We start from the raw sequence: 21,052 nt of genomic DNA on the forward strand, positions 1-21,052 counted from the left end.
CAGTCAGGGCGAGGGACGGCTGGTGTGCCCGACCGGTGCGCGGCCGGATGTCTTCGAGGTCTTCATCCGGGCTCTCCCACCGTGAACTTCTCGATCACGACGCCGCTCTTTCCGTTGCATCCTGTCCGTCACCACGCGCGGGGACGGGCAGGGCGCGGTGTCGCAGGAAACGCCAGCCCAGAGCGGCTCCGTAGCAGCGGAAACGTGTTCGCAACGAAGCAGGGCCCAGTTCTGCGCTGGCCCGGCCTCTGCGCCGTACACACGCGCAAGCATGACGGTTTCTCACAATATTCAGCAGTTCCCGGCAGAAGCTCACAGGAATCTGCCGCGCCGGTTTCCCACCCGTCTCCCAGTTGACCACGCCGGGTTGATTACGAAAAAGCACCCACTGGCGAGAGGGCCTCGACGGTCTGGGCCCTCGGATTGAGACACGTCACCGGGCCGGGCAGGGCCGCGCAAACCGATCCGCAGCAGCCGACGACCCGGACCGCCCCCGTCTACGCCGCCGATGCCGACGACCACGAAGCGCTGCTGACCGGCTTCCTCGACACCCACCACGACTGGGAGAAATACCGCACCTTCCCTATTGAATCAGCGTGTTGAAGCTGATCCGACAGGGGTGGTTCTGTGCCAGGCTGGCGTACGTACTGGGTGCCCAAGACCCGGGTGGTGACTGATCGAATGCCGATCTTGGCAGGCTGGGGGGACCTGGCCGAGCGGGAAGAGCGGTTCGGCATTCACCCTGGAGATCCGATTCTGTTATCGCCGGACTACCGGGGCGACGGGGTTATGGGCCTGTACTTGTGCCGGTCGTCTTTCTCGCGTCTTGAACACGAGTCGAAGCGGAATTACACCGGCGACTACTGCGTTTTCTTCGATTTCCTGTGGGGCCGGGGCAAGAACTGGAACGAAGCGACCGCGGATGACCTGTAGGACTTTGAAGACTGGAGGACTCGGTCTCCGCGTAACCCGCGCAAGGTCGGCGGCGCCCGGTGGAACCGCGGTCTGGCCGCGCTGAGCAGGCTCTACGGGTGGGCCGTGGACCGCGGGTACGTCGTGGTGAACCCGGTCGAGACGCGGACGGTGATCGGCCGGAACGGCGAGGCCGTGTCGGTGTCGGCTGCTCGTGCGAAGCACGCGAGGGCCGGTAACGTCCGCTGGCTGACGCCTCGGGCCTTCCGGCTGTGGGTGGATGTCGGTCTGCGCGGTCACACCGCCGATGGCAGGCCGGGTCCCGGGTGGGTGGGGCGCCTTGAAGACCGCAATGCCGCCTATGCAGGGCTGCTGCTGTCCTCGGGGATGCGTCTGACCGAGGCGGCCTCGCTGCTGTTGTTCGAGGTGCCCCGCACACGGTTGGAAGGAGGCCGCTACTACGGTGGTCGGCTGGCCCGGGCGGTGACCAAGACGAAGATGGCCCGCACGTTCTACGCCTCGGCGGTGGCGCTGGGCGAAGTCGAAGGCTATGTGGAGTCGACGCGGGCGGACGCGGTACGCCGTGCTCAGGCCCGGGGCCGCTACGAGCGGCTTGCCGAGTGGCGGCTGGTGACGCACCAGAGCGGTCGGCTGCGAAGGGTGCTGCACTGGCGCGACCAGGACGGTGTCGTGGGTCAGACCCCGCTGGGCGAGGCCACGGCCGCCGAGCGGATGACGTACTTCACGGAAGGGCCCCAAGGGCCCGAGCCGTTGTGGCTGTGGCTGAACGAGTCCGGGCTGCCGTTTCGTCCGGCGTCGTGGGAGAACGTCTTCCGCACGGCCTCGCAGCGGTGCGAGACGGTGCTGGCGGATGTCATGGCCGAGCCGGCGTTTGCGACGCCGCACATGGCCCGGCACAGCTTCGCGCTCTACATGCTGGTGGTCCTCGACTACCTGATGGACCAGCGAATGGCGCTGACCGCCGAGGAGCGTCGGGACTTCCGGCTGCTCTACGGCGATCCGTGGCGGATGGTGCAGGACCTTCTCGGACACGCGGACCTGGAGACCACACGGCGGATCTATCTCGCGCCGGTCGCGGATCTGCAGCTGCGCTCGCTGCTCGCCGAGCCGAGTGGGGATCTGGCCGGCGTCGCCGGGTTGTCGCAGGAGAGGATGACGTCGGTGTTCGCGCGGATCGCCCGTGAGAGCGAGGGCATCCAAGATCTGGACGAACGGATGGAGGTCGCGTGAGCCGGCGGGGACGCGCGGCCTCGTTGCCCGATGCGCCGCACCACCACCCTGTGGTCCGCGAGGCGGGCAGCCTTGACGTCCGTCACCGCAGCGCGAAGGGCGAGGTGGCCGACTACGACTTCACCGTTCTTCCCTTGGCGCCGACTATGCAGCAGTCCTGGGCCGCTCTGTTCGCGGCCCGCTGCGCACCCGGTGGCGGCTGGAACTCCCTCACCTCGACCCGGTCGACGTGGAAGGAACTGAGGGCCTTTGCCCGGTTCCTCGCCGCGCGGGATCAGCCGCCCCAGGACATCGGTGAGCTGACGATGGCGGTCCGGAAGCGCGTCGCGGCCGGTGAGAGCCCGGCGCGGGCCGCGACACGGTGATGATGACGATGCCGGCCGCGCACCACACCACCGGGGTGGCCGTGTCGTGGACCCTCCACCTGCTGGGACGTCAACCGGAGGCGGCCGAACGCGTCGCGGAGGAGCTGGACCGCGTGCTCGGCGGCCGTGCGGAGCCCGAGTACGCCGATCTGCGGCGCCTGTCGTACCTGGACATGGTCCTTGAAGGAAGCGGTGCGGCTGTTCTCCCGCCCGAACCGCACGGTGCGCGGGAGACGAACGAGGCGCTGGTCCTGGGCGGCTACGAAGTGCCGGCCGGGACGGTGATCTTCTATCCGTTCCGGGCCGTCCACCTGAACCCCGGCCACCGGCCCGGGCCCGGGACGTCCGTACCCGAACGGTTCCTCCCGGAGGAGATGGCCAGGCGGCCGAGGCCGGCGTACATCCCGTTCGGGTTCGGGCCGCGCAGCTGTGAGGGCGCCGGACTGGCCACGGTCGAGGCCGAACTGGTCCTGGCCGGGCTGCTCAAGCGCTTCCGGTTCCGGCCCGTACCGGGGCACGAGGTGACGCCGATCGAGCGGTTCGTGCTGTGGGCGGCCGACGACATCCGGATGTATGTGAGTCCCCGGGAGGCGGGGGCGGGGAGTTCATGAGACCGCGGGCCCTCGCCCCCGCTCGGCTCAGTTCTTCTTCGCCAGGGCCTTCTCGACGTCCGTGAGGACCGCCTGCGCCGCGAGCGGGCCGCCCGAGCTGTTCCAGGCCGAGCCGTCGATCACCACGACGTGGTGCTTCTCGACGGCCTTGAGCTTGGTGAAGTTCGGTACGGCGGTGGCCTCCTCGAGAGCCTTGTCACCCGCGGCCCGGTCGCCGAGCGCGCCGAGGAAGAGCCAGTCACCGTCGACGGTGTCCAGGCGCTCCAGGCTCACCGGTTCGCTGTGGCCGGAGCTGGCGCCCTGCTGGCCCCCGGGCCGCTTGAGGCCGAGCGCGGCGAGGGTGTCGCCGACGTGGCCCTTGCCCTTGCCGACGACCGAGGGCGCGCCGTTCTGCCAGCGGATGACACTGGCGACCGCCGCGGCGTTGGGGCCGAGCTTGTCCTTCACGGTCTTCAGGCGGTTGTCGAAGGTGGTGAGCCACTTCTCGCCGTCCGCCTTCTTGCCGAGGGCGTCGGCGGTCGCGGTGAAGGCGTCCCGCCAGGGGGCGTTCAGCTTGGCGGTGAGCACGGTGGGGGCGATCCGGCGGAGCTTGTCCTGGACGCGCTTGGCGCCCACCGTCTCGTCGAGCAGGATCAGGTCCGGCCGCAGGGCGGCGAGCTTGTCCAGGTCGGGTCCGGCGGTGTTGGCGACGATCTCGGCGGACTCGGCCCGGGAGGCGAGGTAGCCGGCCACGCCGGACTGGCCGCGGCCGCTGGTGGCGCCGATCGGCCGGGTGCCCAGGGCGAGCGCGGCGTCGAGGGTCGGCTCGCTGAGCGTGACCACCTTCTTGGGAGCGGCGGGAACCCGCACCTTCTCGCCGTTGGCGTCGGCGACGGTACGGGTTCCGGAGCCGCCCGCCGTGCCGTCGGCGCCGTCCTTGCCGTCACCGTCCCCGCAGCCGGCGAGGGTCAGGGCGCCTGCCAGGGCGGCGGCGAGCAGGGTGGCGGGTCGGCGGTAACGCATCGGAGGTGCTCCTCGGGGGTGCGGAAGGGGTGTGGTCAGCGGGATCCGGTAGCCGGCGGGGTTTCGGTGGGCGCTGGCGGGGCGCCCGGGCCGAGGAGGGCGATCAGCCCCTGGGCCAGGGCGATGGCCCAGCAGGCATAGTCGTGGCCGCCGTTGAAGTCGGTGCCGGTGACGGTGTGGCCGCGGGCGCGGAGCGTGCGGCGCAGGTCACGGGTCTGTTCGAGCATGCCCCACTCGTGGAGCCCCACGTCCAGGTGCAGCCGTAGTGCGCGCGGCGCCCCTTCGGCGTAATGCCGGGTGATCCACGCCGTCTCCCCGGTCTGCTCGCCCGGCGGGTGCCACCACAGGGAGGCGGACTGGGCCAGGACGTTGCCGAAGCGGTGCGGCGCGGCGTATCCGGCGTACAGGGCGGTGAGCCCGCCCAGGCTCTGCCCCGCGACGACCGTACGCGCCGGGTCCGTACCGACCGGCAGGTGTCCGGCCGCCCAGGGCAGCAGCTCCCCGGCGAGGAAGCCGACGTACGCGGGGCGGCCGCCGAACTCGCGGGCGCGGGTGGCGTTGTCGACGGCGTGCGGGGCGAGCACCGTCAGCGGCGGGATCGCGCCGTCGGCGATCAGGCCGTCGAGGATGTCCTCCAGGCCCAGCTGACCGAACCACATGTCGCCGTCCAGGAGGACGAGGGTGTGCCCGTCGGCGCGGTCCCTGTCCGAGGCGACCGGCTCGTATGTCCACACCTCGCGTTCCGCGCCGAGCGCCGCGCTGGGCACCCGGTGGCGCCGGACCGTACCGCGCGGGGTGCCGGGGCGCGGGGGGTGCGGCCAGGGGCGGGCCGGGGCGTGCGGAAGCTCGAAGACGGAGCCGGGCGGGCCGTGCCAGCGGGTGGCGACGGTGTGCGGGTTGAGGGGGTCGCGGACGCCGGTGGCGGCCAGTCGGCCGAGGTCACCGGGCGGCCGCCCTTCGGTGTCGGGGGCGATGCGGTACGAGCCGCGGTGGTCGGTGCGCAGACGGTAGGACAGGTGCCACACGTCCGTACCGGGCAGGTGCCGCATCAGGCTCGTGGTGAGGTCGGTACGGTCCATCAGCCGGTTGACCAGCAGCAGCACCTGACGGGTCGCGGGGTCGCCGCGCCACAGGAAGGTGACGGCGCGGTGCTCGGGGTCGCCGTCGAGCGGTTCGGTCAGCGGGGTGCCGGCGGCCGCCGCCTCGGCCCAGAACCGGGCCAGCTCGGCGGCGTGCGCGCGGGGCGAGCCGGCCGCAGCCAGTTCGGCGGCCAGGCGGGTCAGACGCGGGCTCTCCGCGGTCTCGGCCGGGCGGGGGCGGGGCGTACGGGGCGGGGTGGCCGGGGAGACGGCGGGGGCACCGCCGTTCGTACGGGCCATCAGGTCGCTCCGTGCGCGAGGGCGAGCTCCACCAGCCGGTGCACCATGTCAGCCGGGCTGGGCATGGCGGCCATCTCCTCGGCCGTCTCGCGGGCGGCCGTGGCCAGCGACTCGTCCTCCAGGAGCCGCCGGACCAGCTCGCGTCCGGGGCGGTCGGGGCCCGCGAGGGCGGACGGGTCCGCCGGGACCAGGCCGCAGCCGCGTGCCCGGACCGCCGCCGCGTTGGCCGGCCGGTCGGCGCCCTCGCCGAGGACGAGCTGCGGCAGGCCGGAGTCCAGCGCGGTGAGGGTGGTACCGGCGCCGCCGTGGTGGATGGCGGCGTCGCTGCCGGCGAGCAGCGCGCCGAGCGGTGTCCACCCCACGGGGCGTACGTTCCCGGGCAGCGGCCCGAGCCCGGACAGGTCGGCGCCGCCGAGCGCGAGCACGAACTCGGCGTCGGTGACGCGTGCGGCGTCGATGACCCACTCGATGGGCGAGACACCGTCCACGACCGGGCGGACGGTGCCGAGGGTGACCGCGATCCGGGGGCGTTTGCGCTGGTCGAAGAGCCAGTGGGGCAGTTCGCCGCCGCCGTTGTACGGGACGTGACGCAGATAGCGGCGGTGCGGTTCGCTGGTGACGCTCATGCCGGGCGGGGTCACGTCGAGCCAGGCGGCGATCGGCCCGGGCCCGGCCAGGCCGTGGCGGCTGTACCCGTCGGCGAGGGCGTCGTTCATCATCGCGACGTGCCGGCCGGTGTGGCCGAAGCCGACCGCGTGCAGCACCGAGGGGATGCCGAGGGCGGCGGCCACGAGCTGGCCGGCGACGCCGTTGGGGGTGTGGACGACGAGGTGGGGCCGCCAGTGGCGGGCGATGCCGACCATGGTGTCGGCCATCTCGTCGCTGAAGAAGGAGAAGCCCTTGCCCTTGGGCGGGGTGTTCTTCTCCCCCGGGGCCGGCGGCTTGCCGCGGCGGTTCTTCTCCATGGCGGTGTACAGGGCGTCGGGGTCGGTGCCGGGCGCGCAGTCGACGGCCGGGAGTCCGGCCGCGGCTGCGTGGCCGACGGCCCGTCCGCAGGTGGCGACGAGGACCTCGTGTCCCGCGGCGCGGAACGCCTGGGCCAGCGGGACCATCGGGTAGAGCAGCCCGAAGAAGGGCGGCCCGGCGAACAGGACACGCATCGACAACCTGCTTTCCTCCCCGACGGACCGTCAGGCGGCTTGTGGGGTACGGGTGTTGTGGCGAGGGGCGGGGAACGGCGGGTGTGGGACAGGTCACGCAACCGGGGTGGCGACCCGCACTAAGGTAAGCCTAAGCTAACCACGTGCTCAGCAGATCAACAACGCCCCCCGGCTGGCTGCGCAGGCTCGGTGCCGCGTGCCGCCACCACCCGCGACTGCTCTTCGCGGTCGCCGTCAGTTCCGTGTGCGGTACGGGACTTGAGGCGATCGGACCGCTCCTGGCCCGGCTCGGTGTCGACGACGCCGTGGCCGGGCACACCGGCCGCATCGGCTGGCTTGCCGCCGCGATGGCGGGGCTGGCCCTGGTCCAGTTCGGTGCCGAGTTCACCCGCCGGTACGCCGCCGGAAAACTCGCCCTCGGTGTCCAGCACCGGCTGCGTACCGAGGTGTTCGGCTCCCTCCAGCGCCTGGACGGCGTCAAACAGGACGCGCTGCGCACCGGCCAGGTGGTCTCGCGCGCCAACAGCGACCTGACGCAGGTGCAGATCATGCTCGGGATGCTGCCGATCCCGCTGGGCACCTCGGCCCTCTTCCTCGTCGCCGTCGGCGCGATGCTGTGGCTGTGCGCCCCGCTCGCCCTGGTCGCGCTGACCGTGGTGCCCGCCACCGCCTGGGCCGCCGCCCGCAGCCGGGCCCGGCTCGTCCCCGCCACCCGTGACGCGCAGGCGGGCGCGGCGCACCTCGCCGAACAGGTCGAGGAGGCCGTCACCGGCGTCCGGGTGGTGAAGGGGTTCGGCCAGGAGGACCGCGAGGTCGGGCGGCTGGCCCGCGCGGCCCGCGGCCTGTTCGGGCGGCGGATGCGGGTGGCCCGCATCCAGGCCGGCGCCACCGCCACGCTCTCGGCGCTGCCCGCACTCGGCCAGGTCGGTGTCCTCGCTCTCGGCGGCTGGCTGGCGCTGCGCGGCAGCATCGGTCCCGGCACCTTCCTCGCCTTCGCCGCCTACCTGGCGCTGCTGGCCGGACCGGCCCGGCTGTTCGCGAGCTTCCTGGTCACCGCGCAGCAGGCGCGTGCCGCCGCGGAGCGGGTCTACGAACTCATCGACGCGCGGCCCGACATCACCGAACCGGCCGAACCGGTCACGCTGCCCGCCGGACCGGCCGGCCTGGAACTGCGCGACCTACGCTTCGGCTACGCGCCCAGCGACCCGGTGCTCGACGGCCTGTCCCTGACTGTCCGGCCGGGCGAGACGCTGGCCCTGGTCGGCCCGTCGGGCTCCGGCAAATCCACCGTCTCGCTGCTGCTCCCCCGCTTCTACGACCCGCAGGAAGGCTCCGTGCGCGTCGGCCCGCCCGGCGCGGCCGTCGACGTACGCGACCTGTCGCTCGCGGAACTGCGCTCCACCCTCGGCGTGGTCTTCGAAGAGCCCTTCCTGTTCTCCTGCTCGGTTCGCGACAACATTGCCTACGGCCGGCCGGACGCCACCGACGCGCAGGTCAGGGCAGCTGCCGAGGCCGCCGAGGCGCATGAGTTCATCGAGGCGCTGCCGGACGGCTACGCCACCGGGGTCGGCGAGCGCGGCCTGACCCTCTCCGGCGGGCAGCGCCAGCGCGTGGTGCTGGCCCGCGCCCTGCTGGCCGACCCGCGGGTGCTGGTCCTGGACGACGCGACCTCCGCCGTGGACGCCGGTACGGAGGCCGCCATCCACCGCACCCTGCGCACCGTCACCGGCGACCGTACGACCCTGCTGATCGCACACCGCCGCTCCACCCTCCGGCTCGCCGACCGCATCGCCGTCCTGGACGAGGGCCGCGTGGTGGACACCGGCACCCAGGAGGAGCTGACCGGACGCTGCCCGCTGTTCCGCGAGCTGCTGGCCGGCCCCGGCGACTCCCTCGACGTACGCGTCACCGCCGCCCCGCACACCACGGACCAGGGCGTCACCCCGGAGCTGTGGCCGGAGCCCCCGGCCGGTGCGGCCCCGGACGCCGCGATGGACGAGACCGCCGAGGACCCGCGCCTGGACGAGACCCGGCTGCGCGCCCCCGACCCCGACGCCCGCTTCCGGCGGCTGCTCGCCCCGGTCCGCGCCGCGCTGCTGCTGGGCCTGCTGCTCGTCGTCGCCGACTCCCTCGCCTCCCTCGCGCTGCCGCTGCTCGTACGGCACGGACTGGACGCCGGGGTGGGCGCGGGCGACGGCGCGGTGCTCGCCGCCACCGCCCTGATCGCGCTGCTCGTCGTCGCGGCGGGCTGGGGCGTGCTCACCTGCCAGGCGCGCGTCACCCGGCGGGCCGGGGAACGGGTGCTGTACGGACTGCGGGTGAAGACCTTCGCCCATCTCCAGCGACTCGGTCTCGACTTCTACGAGCGGGAACGCGGCGGCCAGATCATGACCGCCATGGTCAACGACATCGACGCGCTCTCCGCCTTCCTCCAGACCCACCTGCTGACCTCCGTCGCCGCCCTGGCCACGCTGTGCGGCGCCGTCGTGGCGATGCTCGCCGTCGACCTGCCGCTGGCCCTGACCGCGCTCGCCCTCGTCCCGCTGATCGCGGTGGCCACCGCCGTCTTCTGGCGGCTGTCCTCCGCGGCGTACACCGACGCGCGCAAGCGCATCGGCGAGGTCAACTCCAGCCTCCAGGAGAACGTCTCCGGGCTGCGTGTCGCCCAGGCCCAGACCCGCGAGGGCGAGACGGCCGAGGCGTTCGGCAAGCTCTCCGAGGACTACCGCACCGCACGGCTGCGGGCCCAGCGCTACGCCGCCGTGTACTTCCCGTGCGTCAACCTCACCGCCGAACTCGCCAAGGCCGCCGTGCTGCTCGCCGGTGCCCACCGCGTGGCGGACGGCGGCCTCAGCCCCGGCGTCCTGGTCGCCTTCACCCTGTTCCTCAGCATGTTCTTCTCACCCATCCAGCAGCTGTCGCTCGCCTTCGACAGCTACCAGCAGGCGTCGGTCGGCCTGCGCCGCACCCTCGCCCTGCTGCGCGTGACGCCTTCCGTACGGCCCGCCGCCGAGCCGGAGCCCGTACCGGACCGGCTGCGCGGCGCGATCGAGCTGCGCGAGGTCACCCACCGCTACCCGGGCGCCGAGCGGCCCTCGCTGGACCGGGTGAGCCTGCGCGTCGCGCCCGGCGAGACGGTCGCGCTGGTCGGCGCGACCGGGGCCGGCAAGTCCACCGTCGTCAAGCTCCTCGCCCGCTTCCACGACGCCACCGAGGGCCAGGTCCTGGTGGACGGCACGGACGTCCGCGCCTACGACCCGCCCGCCTACCGGCAGCGGCTCGGCGTCGTCCCCCAGGAAGCCCACCTGTTCACCGGCGACATCGCCGACAACGTCCGCTACGGCCGCCCGCAGGCCACCGACCGGGAGGTCGAGGAGGCCGTACGGGCGGTGGGCGCGCTGCCCGCGGTGGCCGCCCAGCCGTACGGCTTCCGCCAGCCCGTCGGCGAGCGCGGGCAGCACCTGTCGGCCGGACAGCGCCAGCTGATCGCGCTGGCCCGCGCCCACCTCGTGGACCCCGGGCTGCTGCTGCTCGACGAGGCCACCGCCGCCCTCGACCCGGCCACCGAGCGCGCGGTGCTCGACGCCGGGGACCGCCTGGCCACCGGGCGTACCACCGTCCTGGTCGCGCACCGTCTGGCCACCGCCGCCCGGGCCGACCGGATCGTCGTCCTGGACGGCGGGCGGATCGCCGAGGAAGGCACCCACCAGCAGCTCCTCGCCGCCGACGGCCCGTACGCCCGGCTGTGGCACCACCACTCGTCCGCCGAACCCGCGCCCCTCACCCCGCAAGGATGACCCGCTCATGAAGGCACTTGTCCTCTCCGGAGGAACCGGCAGCAGACTGCGCCCCATCACCCACACCGCCGCGAAGCAGCTCGTCCCCGTCGCCAACAAGCCGGTGCTCTTCTACGGCATCGAATCCCTGGTCGCGGCCGGTGTCGCCGACATCGGCATCATCGTCGGGGACACCGCGGCGGAGATCCGCGCGGCCGTCGGCGACGGCTCCCGCTTCGGCGCCCGCGTCACCTACCTCCCGCAGGAGCAGCCCCTCGGCCTCGCACACGCCGTCCTGATCGCCCGCGACTGGCTCGGCGACGACGACTTCGTGATGTACCTCGGCGACAACTTCGTGGTCGGCGGCATCACCGAACTCGTCGAGGAGTTCCGGCGCTCCCGCCCGGACGCGAGCATTCTGCTCACCAAGGTCGCCGACCCCAGCGCCTTCGGCGTCGCCGAACTCGGTCCCGAAGGGGGCGTCCTGCGCCTGGAGGAGAAGCCGCGCGAGCCGCGCAGCGACCTGGCCCTGGTCGGCGTCTACCTGTTCACGCCCGCCGTGCACGAGGCAGTACGGGCCATCAGGCCGTCCGCGCGCGGCGAACTGGAGATCACCGACGCCCTCCAGTGGCTGGTCGACGCCGGGCGCATCGTGCGGTCCACCGTCATCTCCGGCTACTGGAAGGACACCGGCAACGTCACCGACATGCTGGAGGTCAACCGGACGGTGCTGGAGGGCCTGCCGTCCGCCGTCCTGGGTGACGTGGACGGCGACAGCGAACTGGTCGGCCGGGTCCGTATCGAGGCCGGTGCCAGCGTCGTACGGTCCCGGATCGTCGGGCCCGCGGTCATCGGCGCGGGCAGCGTCGTCCGCGACTCCTACATCGGCCCCTCCACCTCCGTCGCCGACGGCTGTGTGATCAGCGGCAGCGAGGTGGAGTTCTCCATCGTCCTGGACGACTCGCGGATCGAGAACGCCGGCCGGATCGAGGGCTCGCTGATCGGCCGCATGGTCCGTATGAGCGGCGCCGCCCGCGCGCCCCGCGCGCACCGCCTGGTGCTCGGCGACCACAGCCAGGTGCAGATAGCGCCCTGAGGCCGCGTCCGCACCCCCACCCCCGTTCGTTCCCCTTCTTGGACTGACGCCTTGAGAATCCTCGTCACCGGCGGAGCCGGCTTCATCGGCTCCCATTTCGTCCGTACCCTGCTCGGTCCTGACGCCGCCGAAGGCCCCGGCGGCGGTCCGGACGTCACCGTCCTGGACGCGCTGACCTACGCCGGGAACCGCGCCAGCCTCGCCCCCGTGGAAGGCGACCCGCGGTTCTCCTTCGTCCACGGCGACATCCGCGACCGGCCGCTGGTGGACTCCCTGCTGGCCGCGCACGACGCGGTGGTGCACTTCGCCGCCGAGTCGCATGTGGACCGGTCCATCGAAGGCGGCACCGAGTTCGCCGCCACCAACGTGCTGGGGACCCAGGTCCTGCTGGAGTCCGCCGTCCGGCACCGCATCGCCCGCTTCGTGCACGTCTCCACCGACGAGGTGTACGGCTCGATCGCGGACGGCTCCTGGACCGAGGACCAGCCCCTGGCCCCCAACTCGCCGTACGCCGCGACCAAGGCCGGTTCCGACCTGCTCGCCCTGGCCCACCACCGTACGCACGGCCTGGACCTGTCGGTGACCCGCTGCTCCAACAACTACGGCCCCTACCAGCACCCCGAGAAGGTCATCCCGCTGTTCACCACCCGGCTGCTGGCAGGCGAGCGCGTCCCGCTGTACGGCGACGGGCTGCACGTGCGCGACTGGCTGCACGTCGACGACCACTGCCGGGCGCTGCGCCTGGTCCTGGAGGGCGGCCGGCCGGGCGAGGTCTACAACATCGGCGGCGGCACGGAACTGAGCAACAAAGAACTCACCGAACGGCTGCTGGCCGCCTGCGGCGCCGGCTGGGACCGGGTCGAGCACGTCACCGACCGCAAGGGCCACGACCGGCGCTACTCGGTGGACTGGACGAAGATCCGTACCGAGCTGGGCTATGTGCCGCGGCACTCCTTCGAGGACGGGCTCGCCGGGACCGTCACCTGGTACCGCGACCACGCCGGCTGGTGGGCCCCCGCGGCTGCCGCCCTGGGAGGTGCCGCCCGGTGAACCGCTGGCTGATCACCGGTGCGAGCGGGATGCTCGGCCGCGAGGTGTGCCGTCTGCTGGCCGCCGAGGGCGAGTGCGCGCTCCCGCTGGACCGCCGGTCCCTGGACCTGACCGACGCCCGTGCCGTGGAGTTCACCCTGCGGCGGGCCCGGCCGACCGTGGTCGTCAACTGCGCCGCGTACACGGACGTGGACGCGGCCGAGGCACACGAGCGGCAGGCGTGGCGCGTCAACGCCGGCGCGGTGCGCGGGCTGGCGCTGGCCTGCGCCCGCCGCGGCGCCCGGCTGCTGCACGTCTCCACCGACTACGTCTTCGCGGGCGACGCCACCACCCCGTACGCGGAGGACGCGCCGACCGGCCCGCGCACCGCGTACGGCCGCAGCAAGCTGGCCGGCGAGCGCGCCGTGCTGACCGCGCTGCCGCACACCGGCACCGTCGTGCGCACCGCCTGGCTGTACGGCGCCCACGGCCGCAATTTCGTACGGACCATGGCCGAGCGCGCGCTGCGGGGCGCCACCGTGGAGGTCGTCAACGACCAGACGGGGCAGCCCACTCCGGCCCGCGACGTGGCCGGGCGGCTGCTCGCCCTGGGGCGCGGGCCCGCTCACCCGGGCGTCTTCCACGCCACCGCCGGCGGGCTGACCACCTGGTACGACCTGGCGCGCGACGTGTACCGGCTGGCGGGCGCCGACCCGGACCGCGTACGCCCCACCGGCAGCGCCGCGCTGAACCGCCCCGCCCGCCGCCCCTCCTGGAGCGTGCTGGGGCACGACCGCTGGGCCGCCGCCGGGCTGCCCGCACCCCGGCACTGGCGCGTCGCCCTCGCCGACGAGTTCGCCGCGGTGACCGCGACGCTGGAAGGAGCCGTATCGTGCGCGCGCTGAGCATCGAGGGAGCCTGGGTGCGAGAAGCGCTCGTCCACCGGGACGAGCGGGGCTCCTTCCACGAGTGGTTCACCCAGCCGGAGTTCACCGGCGCGACCGGCCTCGCCCCGGCGCTGGCGCAGGCCAACTGTTCCGTCTCGCGCCGCGGTGTGCTGCGCGGCGTGCACTTCAGCGAGGTGCCGCCCGGCCAGGCCAAGTACGTCACCTGCGTACGCGGTGCCGTGCTGGATGTGGTGGTGGACCTGCGGACCGGTTCCCCCACCTACCGCGCGTGGGAAGCCGTGCCGCTGGACGAGGACGGGCCGAGCGCGGTGTACCTGTCCGAAGGGCTCGGGCACGCCTTCATGGCCCTGAGCGATGACGCCACCGTCGTCTACCTGTGCTCCACCGGCTACCAGCCGCGCCGCGAGCACGGCATCCACCCACTGGACCCGGACCTGGGCATCGACTGGCCGGCCGGTGCCGCCCCGGTGCTGTCCGCGAAGGACGCCGCCGCGCCCACCCTGGCGGAGGCCGAGCGGCTGGGACTGCTGCCCTCGTACGAGGAGTGCGTGCGCCACCGGGCCGCCCGGGAAGGCAGCGCCGCGTGACGACGACCGTGAGCGCGCCGCGCGCCGCCCCGCCCAGCCCGGCCGTGCCGCCCGCCGGGCACCGGGCGGCGCGGGCCGGCGGGCTGCTGCTGGGCCTGGCGCTGCTGGCCGCCGTGGTGCTGGCGAGTATCGCCGTGGGCGCCAAGGCCATCCCGCTCGACCAGGTGTGGCACGGCCTGTTCGGGTGGACCGGTACCGCGGACGACCGGATCGTGCGGGAGTTGCGGCTGCCGCGTACGGCGCTGGGCGTCGCGGCGGGTGCCGCGCTCGGGCTGGCCGGGGCCGTGATGCAGACCCTCACCCGCAACCCGCTGGCCGACCCCGGGCTCCTCGGTGTGAACGCGGGCGCCTCGGCCGCCGTGGTCACCGCGATCAGCGTGCTGGGCGTCACCTCGTTCACCGGCTACCTGTGGTTCGCACTGGCAGGCGCCGGGGCGGCGGCCGCCCTGGTCAACGCGCTCGGCGGCAGCCGGGCCGCCACCCCCGTACGCCTGGCCCTGGCGGGCACCGCCGTCAACGCCGCCCTGTTCGGCTACGTCAACGGGCTGCAACTGACGGATCTGGGCGCGCTGGAGACCATGCGGCACTGGTCCGTCGGCACGCTCGCGGGCCGCCGCGGCGACCTGCTGCTGACCGCGCTGCCGTTCCTGCTCGCGGGCGCCTTCCTGGCACTGGCGGTGGCTCGCCCGCTGAACGCCATGGCCTTGGGCGAGGACACCGCCCGCTCCCTGGGCGCGCGGCTGGGCCGGACCCGGGTGCTGTCCATCGTGGCCATCACCCTGCTGTCCGGTGCCGCCACCGCCGTCTGCGGGCCGATCGGGTTCGTCGGCCTGATGATCCCGCACGCGGTCCGGGCTCTCTGCGGCCCGGACACCCGGTGGCTGTTCCCGTACTGCGCCGTCTTCGGCCCGATTCTGCTGCTCGGATCCGACATCGTGGGCCGGGTACTGGCCCCGCCGACCGAGATCGAGGTCGGGGTGGTCACCGCGTTCTGCGGTGGCCTGGTGTTCATCCACCTCGTCCGGCGGCGCAAGGTGGCCCAGCTGTGAACTCCGTCCGTATCCCCGCCGTACGCCGGACCGCACCGCGCCCCACCGTGCTGCGTACCCGCGGCGGGCTGTCCCTGCGCCTGGGCCGCCGTGCCCTGCTCGTCTGCGGGCTGCTGGCACTGACCGGTGCCGTCGTGGCCGTCCTGTCCCTGGGCACGGGCAGCTACCACCTCACCCCCGCCGAAGTCGTCGCCACTCTCTTCGGTGACGGTCCGCCCGGCGCCGACTTCGTCGTGACGGACCTGCGGCTGCCCCGGGTGCTGGACGGCCTGCTGGCCGGCTTCGCCATGGGCATGAGCGGCGCGGTCTTCCAGTCGCTGGCCCGCAATCCGCTCGGCAGCCCCGACGTCATCGGCTTCGGCAGCGGCGCCTCGGCCGGCGCTCTGGTCTCCGTCATCCTCCTGGAGGCCGGCACCGCGCAGATCGCCCTCGGCGCGGTGCTCGGCGGCCTGGCCACCGCCGCCGCGGTCTACCTGCTGGCCTGGCGGCGCGGTGTGCACGGCTACCGGCTGGTCCTCGTCGGCATCGGCGGCTCGGCGGTCCTCGGCTCGCTGACCGGCTATCTGTACGTACGGGCCGACCTCGGCAAGGCCGCCGAGGCGGCCACCTGGATGATCGGCAGCCTCAACGGACGCGGCTGGTCCGAGGTGAGCGTGGCCGCGCTCGGCGTCGCCGTCCTGACGCCCGCCGTACTGGCCCTGACCCGCCCGCTCACCCTCCTGGAGATGGGCGACGACACAGCGGCGGCACTCGGCGTGGCCCCCGAACGCAGCCGCCTGGCGCTCCTCGCCACCGGCACCGGCCTGACGGCCCTAGCCGTCGCCGCCGCCGGCCCCATCCCCTTCGTCGCCCTGGCCGCCCCCCAACTGGCCCGCCGCCTCACCCACTCCCCCGGCCCCAACGTCCTGCCCGCGGCGTGGATGGGCGCCGTCCTGGTCACCCTCGCCGACTGGACGGCCCAGCGCGTCTCCGGCACGGGCATCCTGCCGGTGGGTGTGGTCACCGGGGTGGGCGGGGGCGTGTATCTGGCCTGGTTGCTGTTCTTGGAGCGGAGGTCGGGGAAGTTGTAGGGCGGAGGGAAACCCGACGCCTCGGCATACGGCGTGCGCCGGGGGCAGCACGCGTCCGGAGTACGCCAACCGGCGAAGCGGCGGGCCCACCCGTGACGTTTGCGGCCTGTCGCCCCACGGAAGTGGCCAGGTGTCAGGGCCGAGCCGCCCGCTGCCCCCGGCAGCCGCAGCCCGGCTGTCAGTCGTGCCTCACCGCAAGCCGGCCTTCTGGCCGCCGGCGCCCGCACCGCTCGCTTCGCCGCCCAGGTCCGGCGCCTGGAGGCCCGCCTCAGCGAGGTGCTGGGCGAACAGGTGTGGCGCGAGTGCGACATCGGCGGCCCTGAGGACACCGAACAGCTCTAGCCCCGGATCCCCCCTCGAACAACCGCCGATCGGCCTGGAGCTGAGGCTTCAAAAGCGTGAGGACGACCTCGCCTCCGCCCGCGAGCTCATGGCCCAGCTCAATCGCCCCACCATCTGATCAGGCAGCCGTGACCAGGCGAAACGCGGGCGCCCCTGTTCCGCAGCCGTTCAGTGCGTCGCTGCCGCCGACACGGCCCCAGCCGATCGCCGTCTCCTCCGGTCCGGGGCTGGCCACCCGCAGGGTCGCGCGGGTGAAGGCCGCGGGCTCGATCCCGGAGCGGGTGGTCACACCCGCCTCGTCATCGACGTACTGGGAGCGCGTGAACCACTTGCTGCGGTAGGCGTACTGCACCGTGGGGCGCTGGTAGTCCTCGCCCGACTTCTTGTAGCTGATGCCCAGGGTGTCGAGCTGCGCGCGGGAGTAGACCCGTAAGGGCACGGTCACGTCCTTCGCGTACCGCGCGGCCGCGCCGGTCATCTTCTGGCCGAACCCTTTGTGGGTATGGGCAGGCTCTTCATGTCCTTGAAGGTGCGCCGCAGGTATTCGTAGACCTCGGGAGTGAGCGAGGCGGCCTGCTCGCGCAGCAAAGGCTTTTCGGCGAAGGTGCCCTCTTCTGCCACGGAGAGCCACTCGGCGTAGGTGAAGCCTTCGTACAGCACTCCACGCTGCCCCGAGACCGAGGGTCACCCTGGCGGGGTGCCAGGTGAAGGGCGGCTTGTCCGACTCCGGCTTGATCATCGCGACCGTCATCAGCAGATGGGCGCCTCGCTGGCGTTGACGTAGCCGTCGGTGCTGTGTGTGAGGTCGAAGCAGACCTTGCCCGCGGGCTGTTCCTCGGGCAGGGGAATCGTCACGCGAATGTGCTGTCCTGCTCCTCTCGTCCTAAGGGTGGGGCACCACCGCCGGCCGGCGCGGCCCCGCCCGGCCGGCACCCGCATCGGAACACGGCCGCAAAACGGGGAAAAGAGCGCAGATCAAGCCGGCCCGCACGATGACCGACCCGGCAGCACGGCGCCGTGGCCTTGCCGTCCTCCTCTCCGGGGGCGGGAGTCTCATCGCTCACCGGTGCTCGTCGTCTCCCGGTCGACGGCGGCCTGGCGCAGCACACCCCCGGCCGGGACACCGGCGGGGGCGGGTGAGGCAGCTGAGGACGAGCGTGGATGGCCCGTTTCCCGTCCCTCCTCGCGGGGTTGGCTCCTTGACGCCGCTGCGCTTTTTTGGCCTTCCCGGCCCTCGGTCATAGTCGGCGCCATGGACTATGACGTAGTGGTGGCCGGAGGCGGCCCGGTCGGACTGATGCTGGCCTGCGAGCTCCGGCTCGGAGGCGCGCGGGTGGCCGTCCTGGAGCGCCGCACCGAAGTGGACCCGACGATCAAGGGCGGGGCGATCACCACGCCCGGCGCCGAGGCGCTCTACCGCCGGGGCATGCTGCCCGCGCTGGCCGAGGTGCAGCGGCAGGCGATGGACCGCTTCCAGGCATTCATGCGCGAACGCAACGGCGGGGACGGAGGCGGGGCCGGGGGCCAAGGGCTCGGGTTCGTCGGGCACTTCGCCGGAATCATGCTGCGCGCCGGCCTGGTCGACCGTACGGAGCCGGGTCTCGGCGACGCCGGACCCGCCGCCGAGATCGCGTTCGTGGCGCAGCAGGACATCGAGCGGCTGCTCGGCGGGCGGGCGGACGAGCTCGGCGTCGACGTGCGCCGGGGAGTGGAGCTGACCGGCTTCGACGCGGACGACGGGGCCGTCACGGTGCGGACCAGCCACGGGGTCATACGCGCCGGCTGGCTCGTGGGCTGCGACGGCGGCCGCAGCACGGTCCGCAAGCTCGCGGGGTTCGCATTCCCCGGTACGGACCCGGAGATCACCTGTCACCAGGCGGTCGTGGAGATGACCGGCGCCGAGGACCTGACGGTCGGCTGGGCCGCCACGGACACCGGGGTCTACGCCCACGGGCCGATGCCGGGGCGCATCGTCACCGTGGAGTTCGACGGCCCGCCGGCCGACCGGGACGCGCCGGTCACCACCGAGGACCTCCAGGCGAGGCTGCGCCGTGTCTCCGGCGTGGACGTCACGATCACCGGGGTGCGGACCGCGACCCGCTTCACCGACCACGCCCGCCAGGTCACCGACTACCGCAAGGGCCGGGTGCTGCTGGCGGGCGACGCGGCGCACGTGCACTCCGCGTTCGGCAGCCAGGGGCTGAGCCTGGGTATCGGGGACGCGATGAACCTCGGCTGGAAGCTCGCCGCGGTGATCGGCGGCCGGGCGCCGGAAGTGCTGCTGGACACCTACACCGCCGAACGGCACCCGGTCGGCGCAGGGATCCTTGACTGGACCCGTTCCCAGGTCGCGGCCATGCGCCCGGACCCGCAGTCCCGGGCCCTGCGCGAGATCGTCAGCGACCTGGCGGAGACGGTCACGGGCACCACATACCTCACCGCCCGGCTCAACAGCGCCGGGGTGCGCTACGAGCTGACGGGCGCGCACCCGCTGACCGGCCGCAGCGCCCCGGACCTCGAACTCGCCGACGGCAGCCGCCTCGCGGACCACCTCCACGGCGGCCGGGCACTCCTGCTCGACCTCACCGACGACCCGGAGCTCCGGGCCCTGGCTGCGGGGTATGCCGGCCGCGTCGACACCCTGACGGCCGACTGCCCGTCCCGCCCGGAACTGGCGGCGGTCCTCATCCGACCGGACGGCTTCACTGCCTGGGCGGCCGACGCAGGGGCACAGGCGCCGACATCGACGGCCGGGCTGGCGGAGGCGCTGAAGGAGTGGTTCGGAACGCCAGAGGGTGCGGTGACGCCTGGCTGATCCGCCGCTCTGCTGACTGACGCGAACCACGAGCCGATCCCACCCACGGCTGCCGCCCCCACCCGGTGTGGCGGCCGCCCAGGTCGGTCATGGCGAGGTGGATCACGGCTTCGGAGCGGGCGGGCAGGGTCTCGTCATCGCGGGCCAGGCGGCGGTGGAACATGAGCCACCCCGGCGTCCGGTCCGCCGCCCACCGCTTTGGAACCGAGTCAACCCCTGGCCCCGGGACGCGTTGGACGATTTCCATGTCGATGTCGAGTCGGCGGCGTGCTCGACGAGGTGCTGGCGGTGGCCGCCGTCGGCCCAAGCCTTGCGCGGGCGGGGGTGAGCGGCGGCGACGTGGTCGATCAGCCGGGTGCCGGCGACGGGGTCCCGGACGCTGGCCGCGGTGACCAGCGCCGCGAGCAGCGCCCGCCCCAGATCACCTACACGCCCGGCCGGACTTGCGGGCGGCCCCCTCCCCGGCCTCGCGGTGAACCGGCTCGCCCGGCACGAGAAGAGCGCAATGTGGTTCCGCCACAGCCGTCGGGACCAGGGCCGCACGCTCCTCTTCCACCGACACCTCAAGCCGGTCTTCCTCCGTGACCGCGAGCATCGGTACGTGAAGTGGAAGGGCACCATCTGGCACAGCACCCGCACCGACGACCTCATGAGGCAAGAGGTCGCGAGAAAACGCCGGGAACGCGAAGAAACAGCCCCACCCTCCGTCCCGCGAGTGCCTGGTGCTGGGCGGCATCGCCAGGCATGAGGGCCGCCACCTCAGTTGCGCCGGCACGACCGAGCACATCGAGGTCGTCACCTGCACCAGAGGCGAGGTGTCTGCCGTCCTCTGCAAATCCGCACTCGCCATCCGGCCAGGCCGCAGCGGCCGGTTGGGCCCCTCACGCAGTGGCTTGACACCCTGCCTGCGGTGGTCTGGTTGAGCCGGAGACTGCTGCCCCCGGTCAGCACAGGTGTGCTCGGGTGCCGCATCGGGCCGCCGCAGGCAGCAAGGACCTGGCCGTCTCGCGAAGCAGCGTAAGGTCGCTGATCACTCGCCCCGAGGCTGGTTCCTCAAATTCTTTCCGCGCCGCCGGCGTGGTCACCGGCAAGCGCTTTCCTGCTGCTCACCTCTGCTGTGCAAGGACAGCCAAATGGTTATGGTTCCGAGAACCAAGGCCATAGCGATGAAGATCCAAAGCATCATGGATGTCACGCTTCAGGGGGTCACAGCCGGTGTGACCAGTCGTTCACCTGTCCCCGTTGCTGTGCTGCGGTACAGCAACGGGGACAGCAACCGAGGGGCCTCGGCGTACCGCGGCCATATTGTTGTGCTCTTCGGTTGCGAACTCGTGAGGCGGCATTCCGGGGCGCGGTGGTCAAGCGAGGCGGTGGACGGTGTGGGCGCCGACGAGCTGTCCGGTTGCGGCCACGCGCAGTATCGACTCGCGGACCCGCGTACGTGGACCTTACATTTCGGTGTCCTGGCGTCTGGGCCTCTGGCGCGCGCGACTGACGGACTGCGTGGCGCAGCAAGTGCGAGATGCCCGGGGCCTGGACTGCAAAATCACAGGGCGTCTTCGTGCGAGTCGGCAACCGGTTCGGGCCGTGCGGTGACCTGAACGCATCCCAGCTCGGCCGCAGGCTGAGGCGGAGCTCGCAGAACGGGCGCAAGAATGTCGGCCCGCGCTTCGAGGCCCGGTACCGAGCCGAAAAGTTGG

General features: G+C 73.0%; 16 protein-coding genes and 2 pseudogenes. 12 read left to right on the plus strand and 6 right to left on the minus strand.

Annotation, left to right across the window (positions count from 1 at the left end):
- Positions 1 to 423: 423 nt before the first annotated feature.
- The 4 genes and pseudogenes from ACH4FX_RS41505 to ACH4FX_RS41520 form a co-directional block, all read left to right on the plus strand.
- Complete coding sequence (locus tag ACH4FX_RS41505) at positions 424 to 603, plus strand: hypothetical protein (RefSeq protein WP_398486959.1); 180 nt, start codon at positions 424 to 426, stop codon at positions 601 to 603.
- A 78-nt stretch (positions 604 to 681) separates the two neighbouring features.
- Positions 682 to 933, plus strand: coding sequence for a hypothetical protein (locus tag ACH4FX_RS41510; RefSeq protein WP_398486961.1), 252 nt, complete (start codon positions 682 to 684; stop codon positions 931 to 933).
- A gap of 105 nt (positions 934 to 1,038) precedes the next feature.
- On the plus strand, positions 1,039 to 2,163 hold the full coding sequence (locus tag ACH4FX_RS41515) for an integrase (RefSeq protein ID WP_398486962.1): 1,125 nt from the start codon (positions 1,039 to 1,041) through the stop codon (positions 2,161 to 2,163).
- A 323-nt stretch (positions 2,164 to 2,486) separates the two neighbouring features.
- Positions 2,487 to 3,139 (plus strand): annotated as a pseudogene (locus ACH4FX_RS41520) (cytochrome P450); the annotation flags it as partial.
- A gap of 27 nt (positions 3,140 to 3,166) precedes the next feature.
- On the opposite strand, the gene ACH4FX_RS41525 reads toward ACH4FX_RS41520, so the two are convergent.
- The 3 genes from ACH4FX_RS41525 to ACH4FX_RS41535 are packed head-to-tail and all read right to left on the minus strand — an operon-like array spanning position 3,167 to position 6,680.
- A complete protein-coding gene (locus tag ACH4FX_RS41525; RefSeq protein ID WP_398486964.1) occupies positions 3,167 to 4,141 on the minus strand; it encodes an ABC transporter substrate-binding protein in 975 nt (324 codons plus the stop codon).
- A 35-nt stretch (positions 4,142 to 4,176) separates the two neighbouring features.
- A complete protein-coding gene (fes, locus tag ACH4FX_RS41530; protein ID WP_398486965.1) occupies positions 4,177 to 5,520 on the minus strand; it encodes an enterochelin esterase in 1,344 nt (447 codons plus the stop codon).
- A complete protein-coding gene (locus tag ACH4FX_RS41535) occupies positions 5,520 to 6,680 on the minus strand; it encodes a nucleotide disphospho-sugar-binding domain-containing protein (protein ID WP_398487008.1) in 1,161 nt (386 codons plus the stop codon). The genes fes and ACH4FX_RS41535 overlap by 1 nt, the downstream gene beginning before the upstream one ends.
- A 143-nt stretch (positions 6,681 to 6,823) precedes the next feature.
- Between ACH4FX_RS41535 and ACH4FX_RS41540 the strand changes: the two genes are divergently transcribed.
- Genes ACH4FX_RS41540 through ACH4FX_RS41570 form a run of 7 tightly spaced genes read left to right on the plus strand, consistent with a single transcriptional unit; the run spans position 6,824 to position 16,195 of the window.
- The gene (locus tag ACH4FX_RS41540) at positions 6,824 to 10,477 is read left to right on the plus strand and encodes an ABC transporter ATP-binding protein (RefSeq protein WP_398486967.1); all 3,654 of its coding nucleotides are present in this window, start codon (positions 6,824 to 6,826) and stop codon (positions 10,475 to 10,477) included.
- A gap of 7 nt (positions 10,478 to 10,484) precedes the next feature.
- A complete protein-coding gene (locus ACH4FX_RS41545) occupies positions 10,485 to 11,552 on the plus strand; it encodes a glucose-1-phosphate thymidylyltransferase (RefSeq protein ID WP_398486968.1) in 1,068 nt (355 codons plus the stop codon).
- A gap of 51 nt (positions 11,553 to 11,603) precedes the next feature.
- Positions 11,604 to 12,602, plus strand: a complete 999-nt coding sequence (rfbB, locus tag ACH4FX_RS41550) for a dTDP-glucose 4,6-dehydratase (protein ID WP_398486969.1) — start codon at positions 11,604 to 11,606, stop codon at positions 12,600 to 12,602.
- Entirely contained in the window at positions 12,599 to 13,486 is an 888-nt protein-coding gene (rfbD, locus tag ACH4FX_RS41555) for a dTDP-4-dehydrorhamnose reductase (RefSeq protein ID WP_398486971.1), read from the plus strand. The genes rfbB and rfbD overlap by 4 nt, the downstream gene beginning before the upstream one ends.
- Positions 13,474 to 14,076 (plus strand): dTDP-4-dehydrorhamnose 3,5-epimerase family protein, encoded by a 603-nt coding sequence (locus tag ACH4FX_RS41560; protein ID WP_398486972.1) that lies wholly within the window; start codon positions 13,474 to 13,476, stop codon positions 14,074 to 14,076. The genes rfbD and ACH4FX_RS41560 overlap by 13 nt, the downstream gene beginning before the upstream one ends.
- Complete coding sequence (locus tag ACH4FX_RS41565) at positions 14,073 to 15,125, plus strand: FecCD family ABC transporter permease (RefSeq protein ID WP_398486974.1); 1,053 nt, start codon at positions 14,073 to 14,075, stop codon at positions 15,123 to 15,125. Before ACH4FX_RS41560 ends, ACH4FX_RS41565 begins: the two co-directional genes overlap by 4 nt.
- A complete protein-coding gene (locus tag ACH4FX_RS41570; protein ID WP_398486975.1) occupies positions 15,122 to 16,195 on the plus strand; it encodes a FecCD family ABC transporter permease in 1,074 nt (357 codons plus the stop codon). Before ACH4FX_RS41565 ends, ACH4FX_RS41570 begins: the two co-directional genes overlap by 4 nt.
- 460 nt (positions 16,196 to 16,655) lie before the next feature.
- On the opposite strand, the gene ACH4FX_RS41575 is transcribed toward ACH4FX_RS41570, so the two are convergent.
- A complete protein-coding gene (locus ACH4FX_RS41575) occupies positions 16,656 to 17,015 on the minus strand; it encodes a hypothetical protein (RefSeq protein ID WP_398486977.1) in 360 nt (119 codons plus the stop codon).
- Positions 17,012 to 17,197, minus strand: coding sequence for a hypothetical protein (locus ACH4FX_RS41580; RefSeq protein WP_398486979.1), 186 nt, complete (start codon positions 17,195 to 17,197; stop codon positions 17,012 to 17,014). Before ACH4FX_RS41580 ends, ACH4FX_RS41575 begins: the two co-directional genes overlap by 4 nt.
- Before the next feature lie 592 nt (positions 17,198 to 17,789).
- Here ACH4FX_RS41580 and ACH4FX_RS41585 point away from each other — a divergent pair.
- Complete coding sequence (locus tag ACH4FX_RS41585) at positions 17,790 to 19,352, plus strand: FAD-dependent monooxygenase (protein ID WP_398486981.1); 1,563 nt, start codon at positions 17,790 to 17,792, stop codon at positions 19,350 to 19,352.
- 43 nt (positions 19,353 to 19,395) lie between these two features.
- Here the strand turns inward: ACH4FX_RS41585 and ACH4FX_RS41590 are convergent.
- Positions 19,396 to 19,760, minus strand: a pseudogene (locus ACH4FX_RS41590) (IS5/IS1182 family transposase); the annotation flags it as partial.
- Positions 19,761 to 21,052: the final 1,292 nt, after the last annotated feature.

It is taken from the genome of Streptomyces sp. NPDC018019 (genome assembly GCF_044327805.1).
Taxonomy (GTDB): domain Bacteria; phylum Actinomycetota; class Actinomycetes; order Streptomycetales; family Streptomycetaceae; genus Streptomyces.

What these genes read in the sequence shown, in the direction of transcription:
- ACH4FX_RS41585 (WP_398486981.1), top strand. Translation starts at nt 17,790, where the DNA reads ATGGACTATGACGTAGTGGTGGCCGGAGGCGGCCCGGTCGGACTGATG.
- ACH4FX_RS41525 (WP_398486964.1), bottom strand. Translation starts at nt 4,141, where the DNA reads ATGCGTTACCGCCGACCCGCCACCCTGCTCGCCGCCGCCCTGGCAGGC.
- ACH4FX_RS41575 (WP_398486977.1), bottom strand. Translation starts at nt 17,015, where the DNA reads ATGACCGGCGCGGCCGCGCGGTACGCGAAGGACGTGACCGTGCCCTTA.
- fes (WP_398486965.1), bottom strand. Translation starts at nt 5,520, where the DNA reads ATGGCCCGTACGAACGGCGGTGCCCCCGCCGTCTCCCCGGCCACCCCG.
- ACH4FX_RS41535 (WP_398487008.1), bottom strand. Translation starts at nt 6,680, where the DNA reads ATGCGTGTCCTGTTCGCCGGGCCGCCCTTCTTCGGGCTGCTCTACCCG.
- ACH4FX_RS41510 (WP_398486961.1), top strand. Translation starts at nt 682, where the DNA reads ATGCCGATCTTGGCAGGCTGGGGGGACCTGGCCGAGCGGGAAGAGCGG.
- ACH4FX_RS41545 (WP_398486968.1), top strand. Translation starts at nt 10,485, where the DNA reads ATGAAGGCACTTGTCCTCTCCGGAGGAACCGGCAGCAGACTGCGCCCC.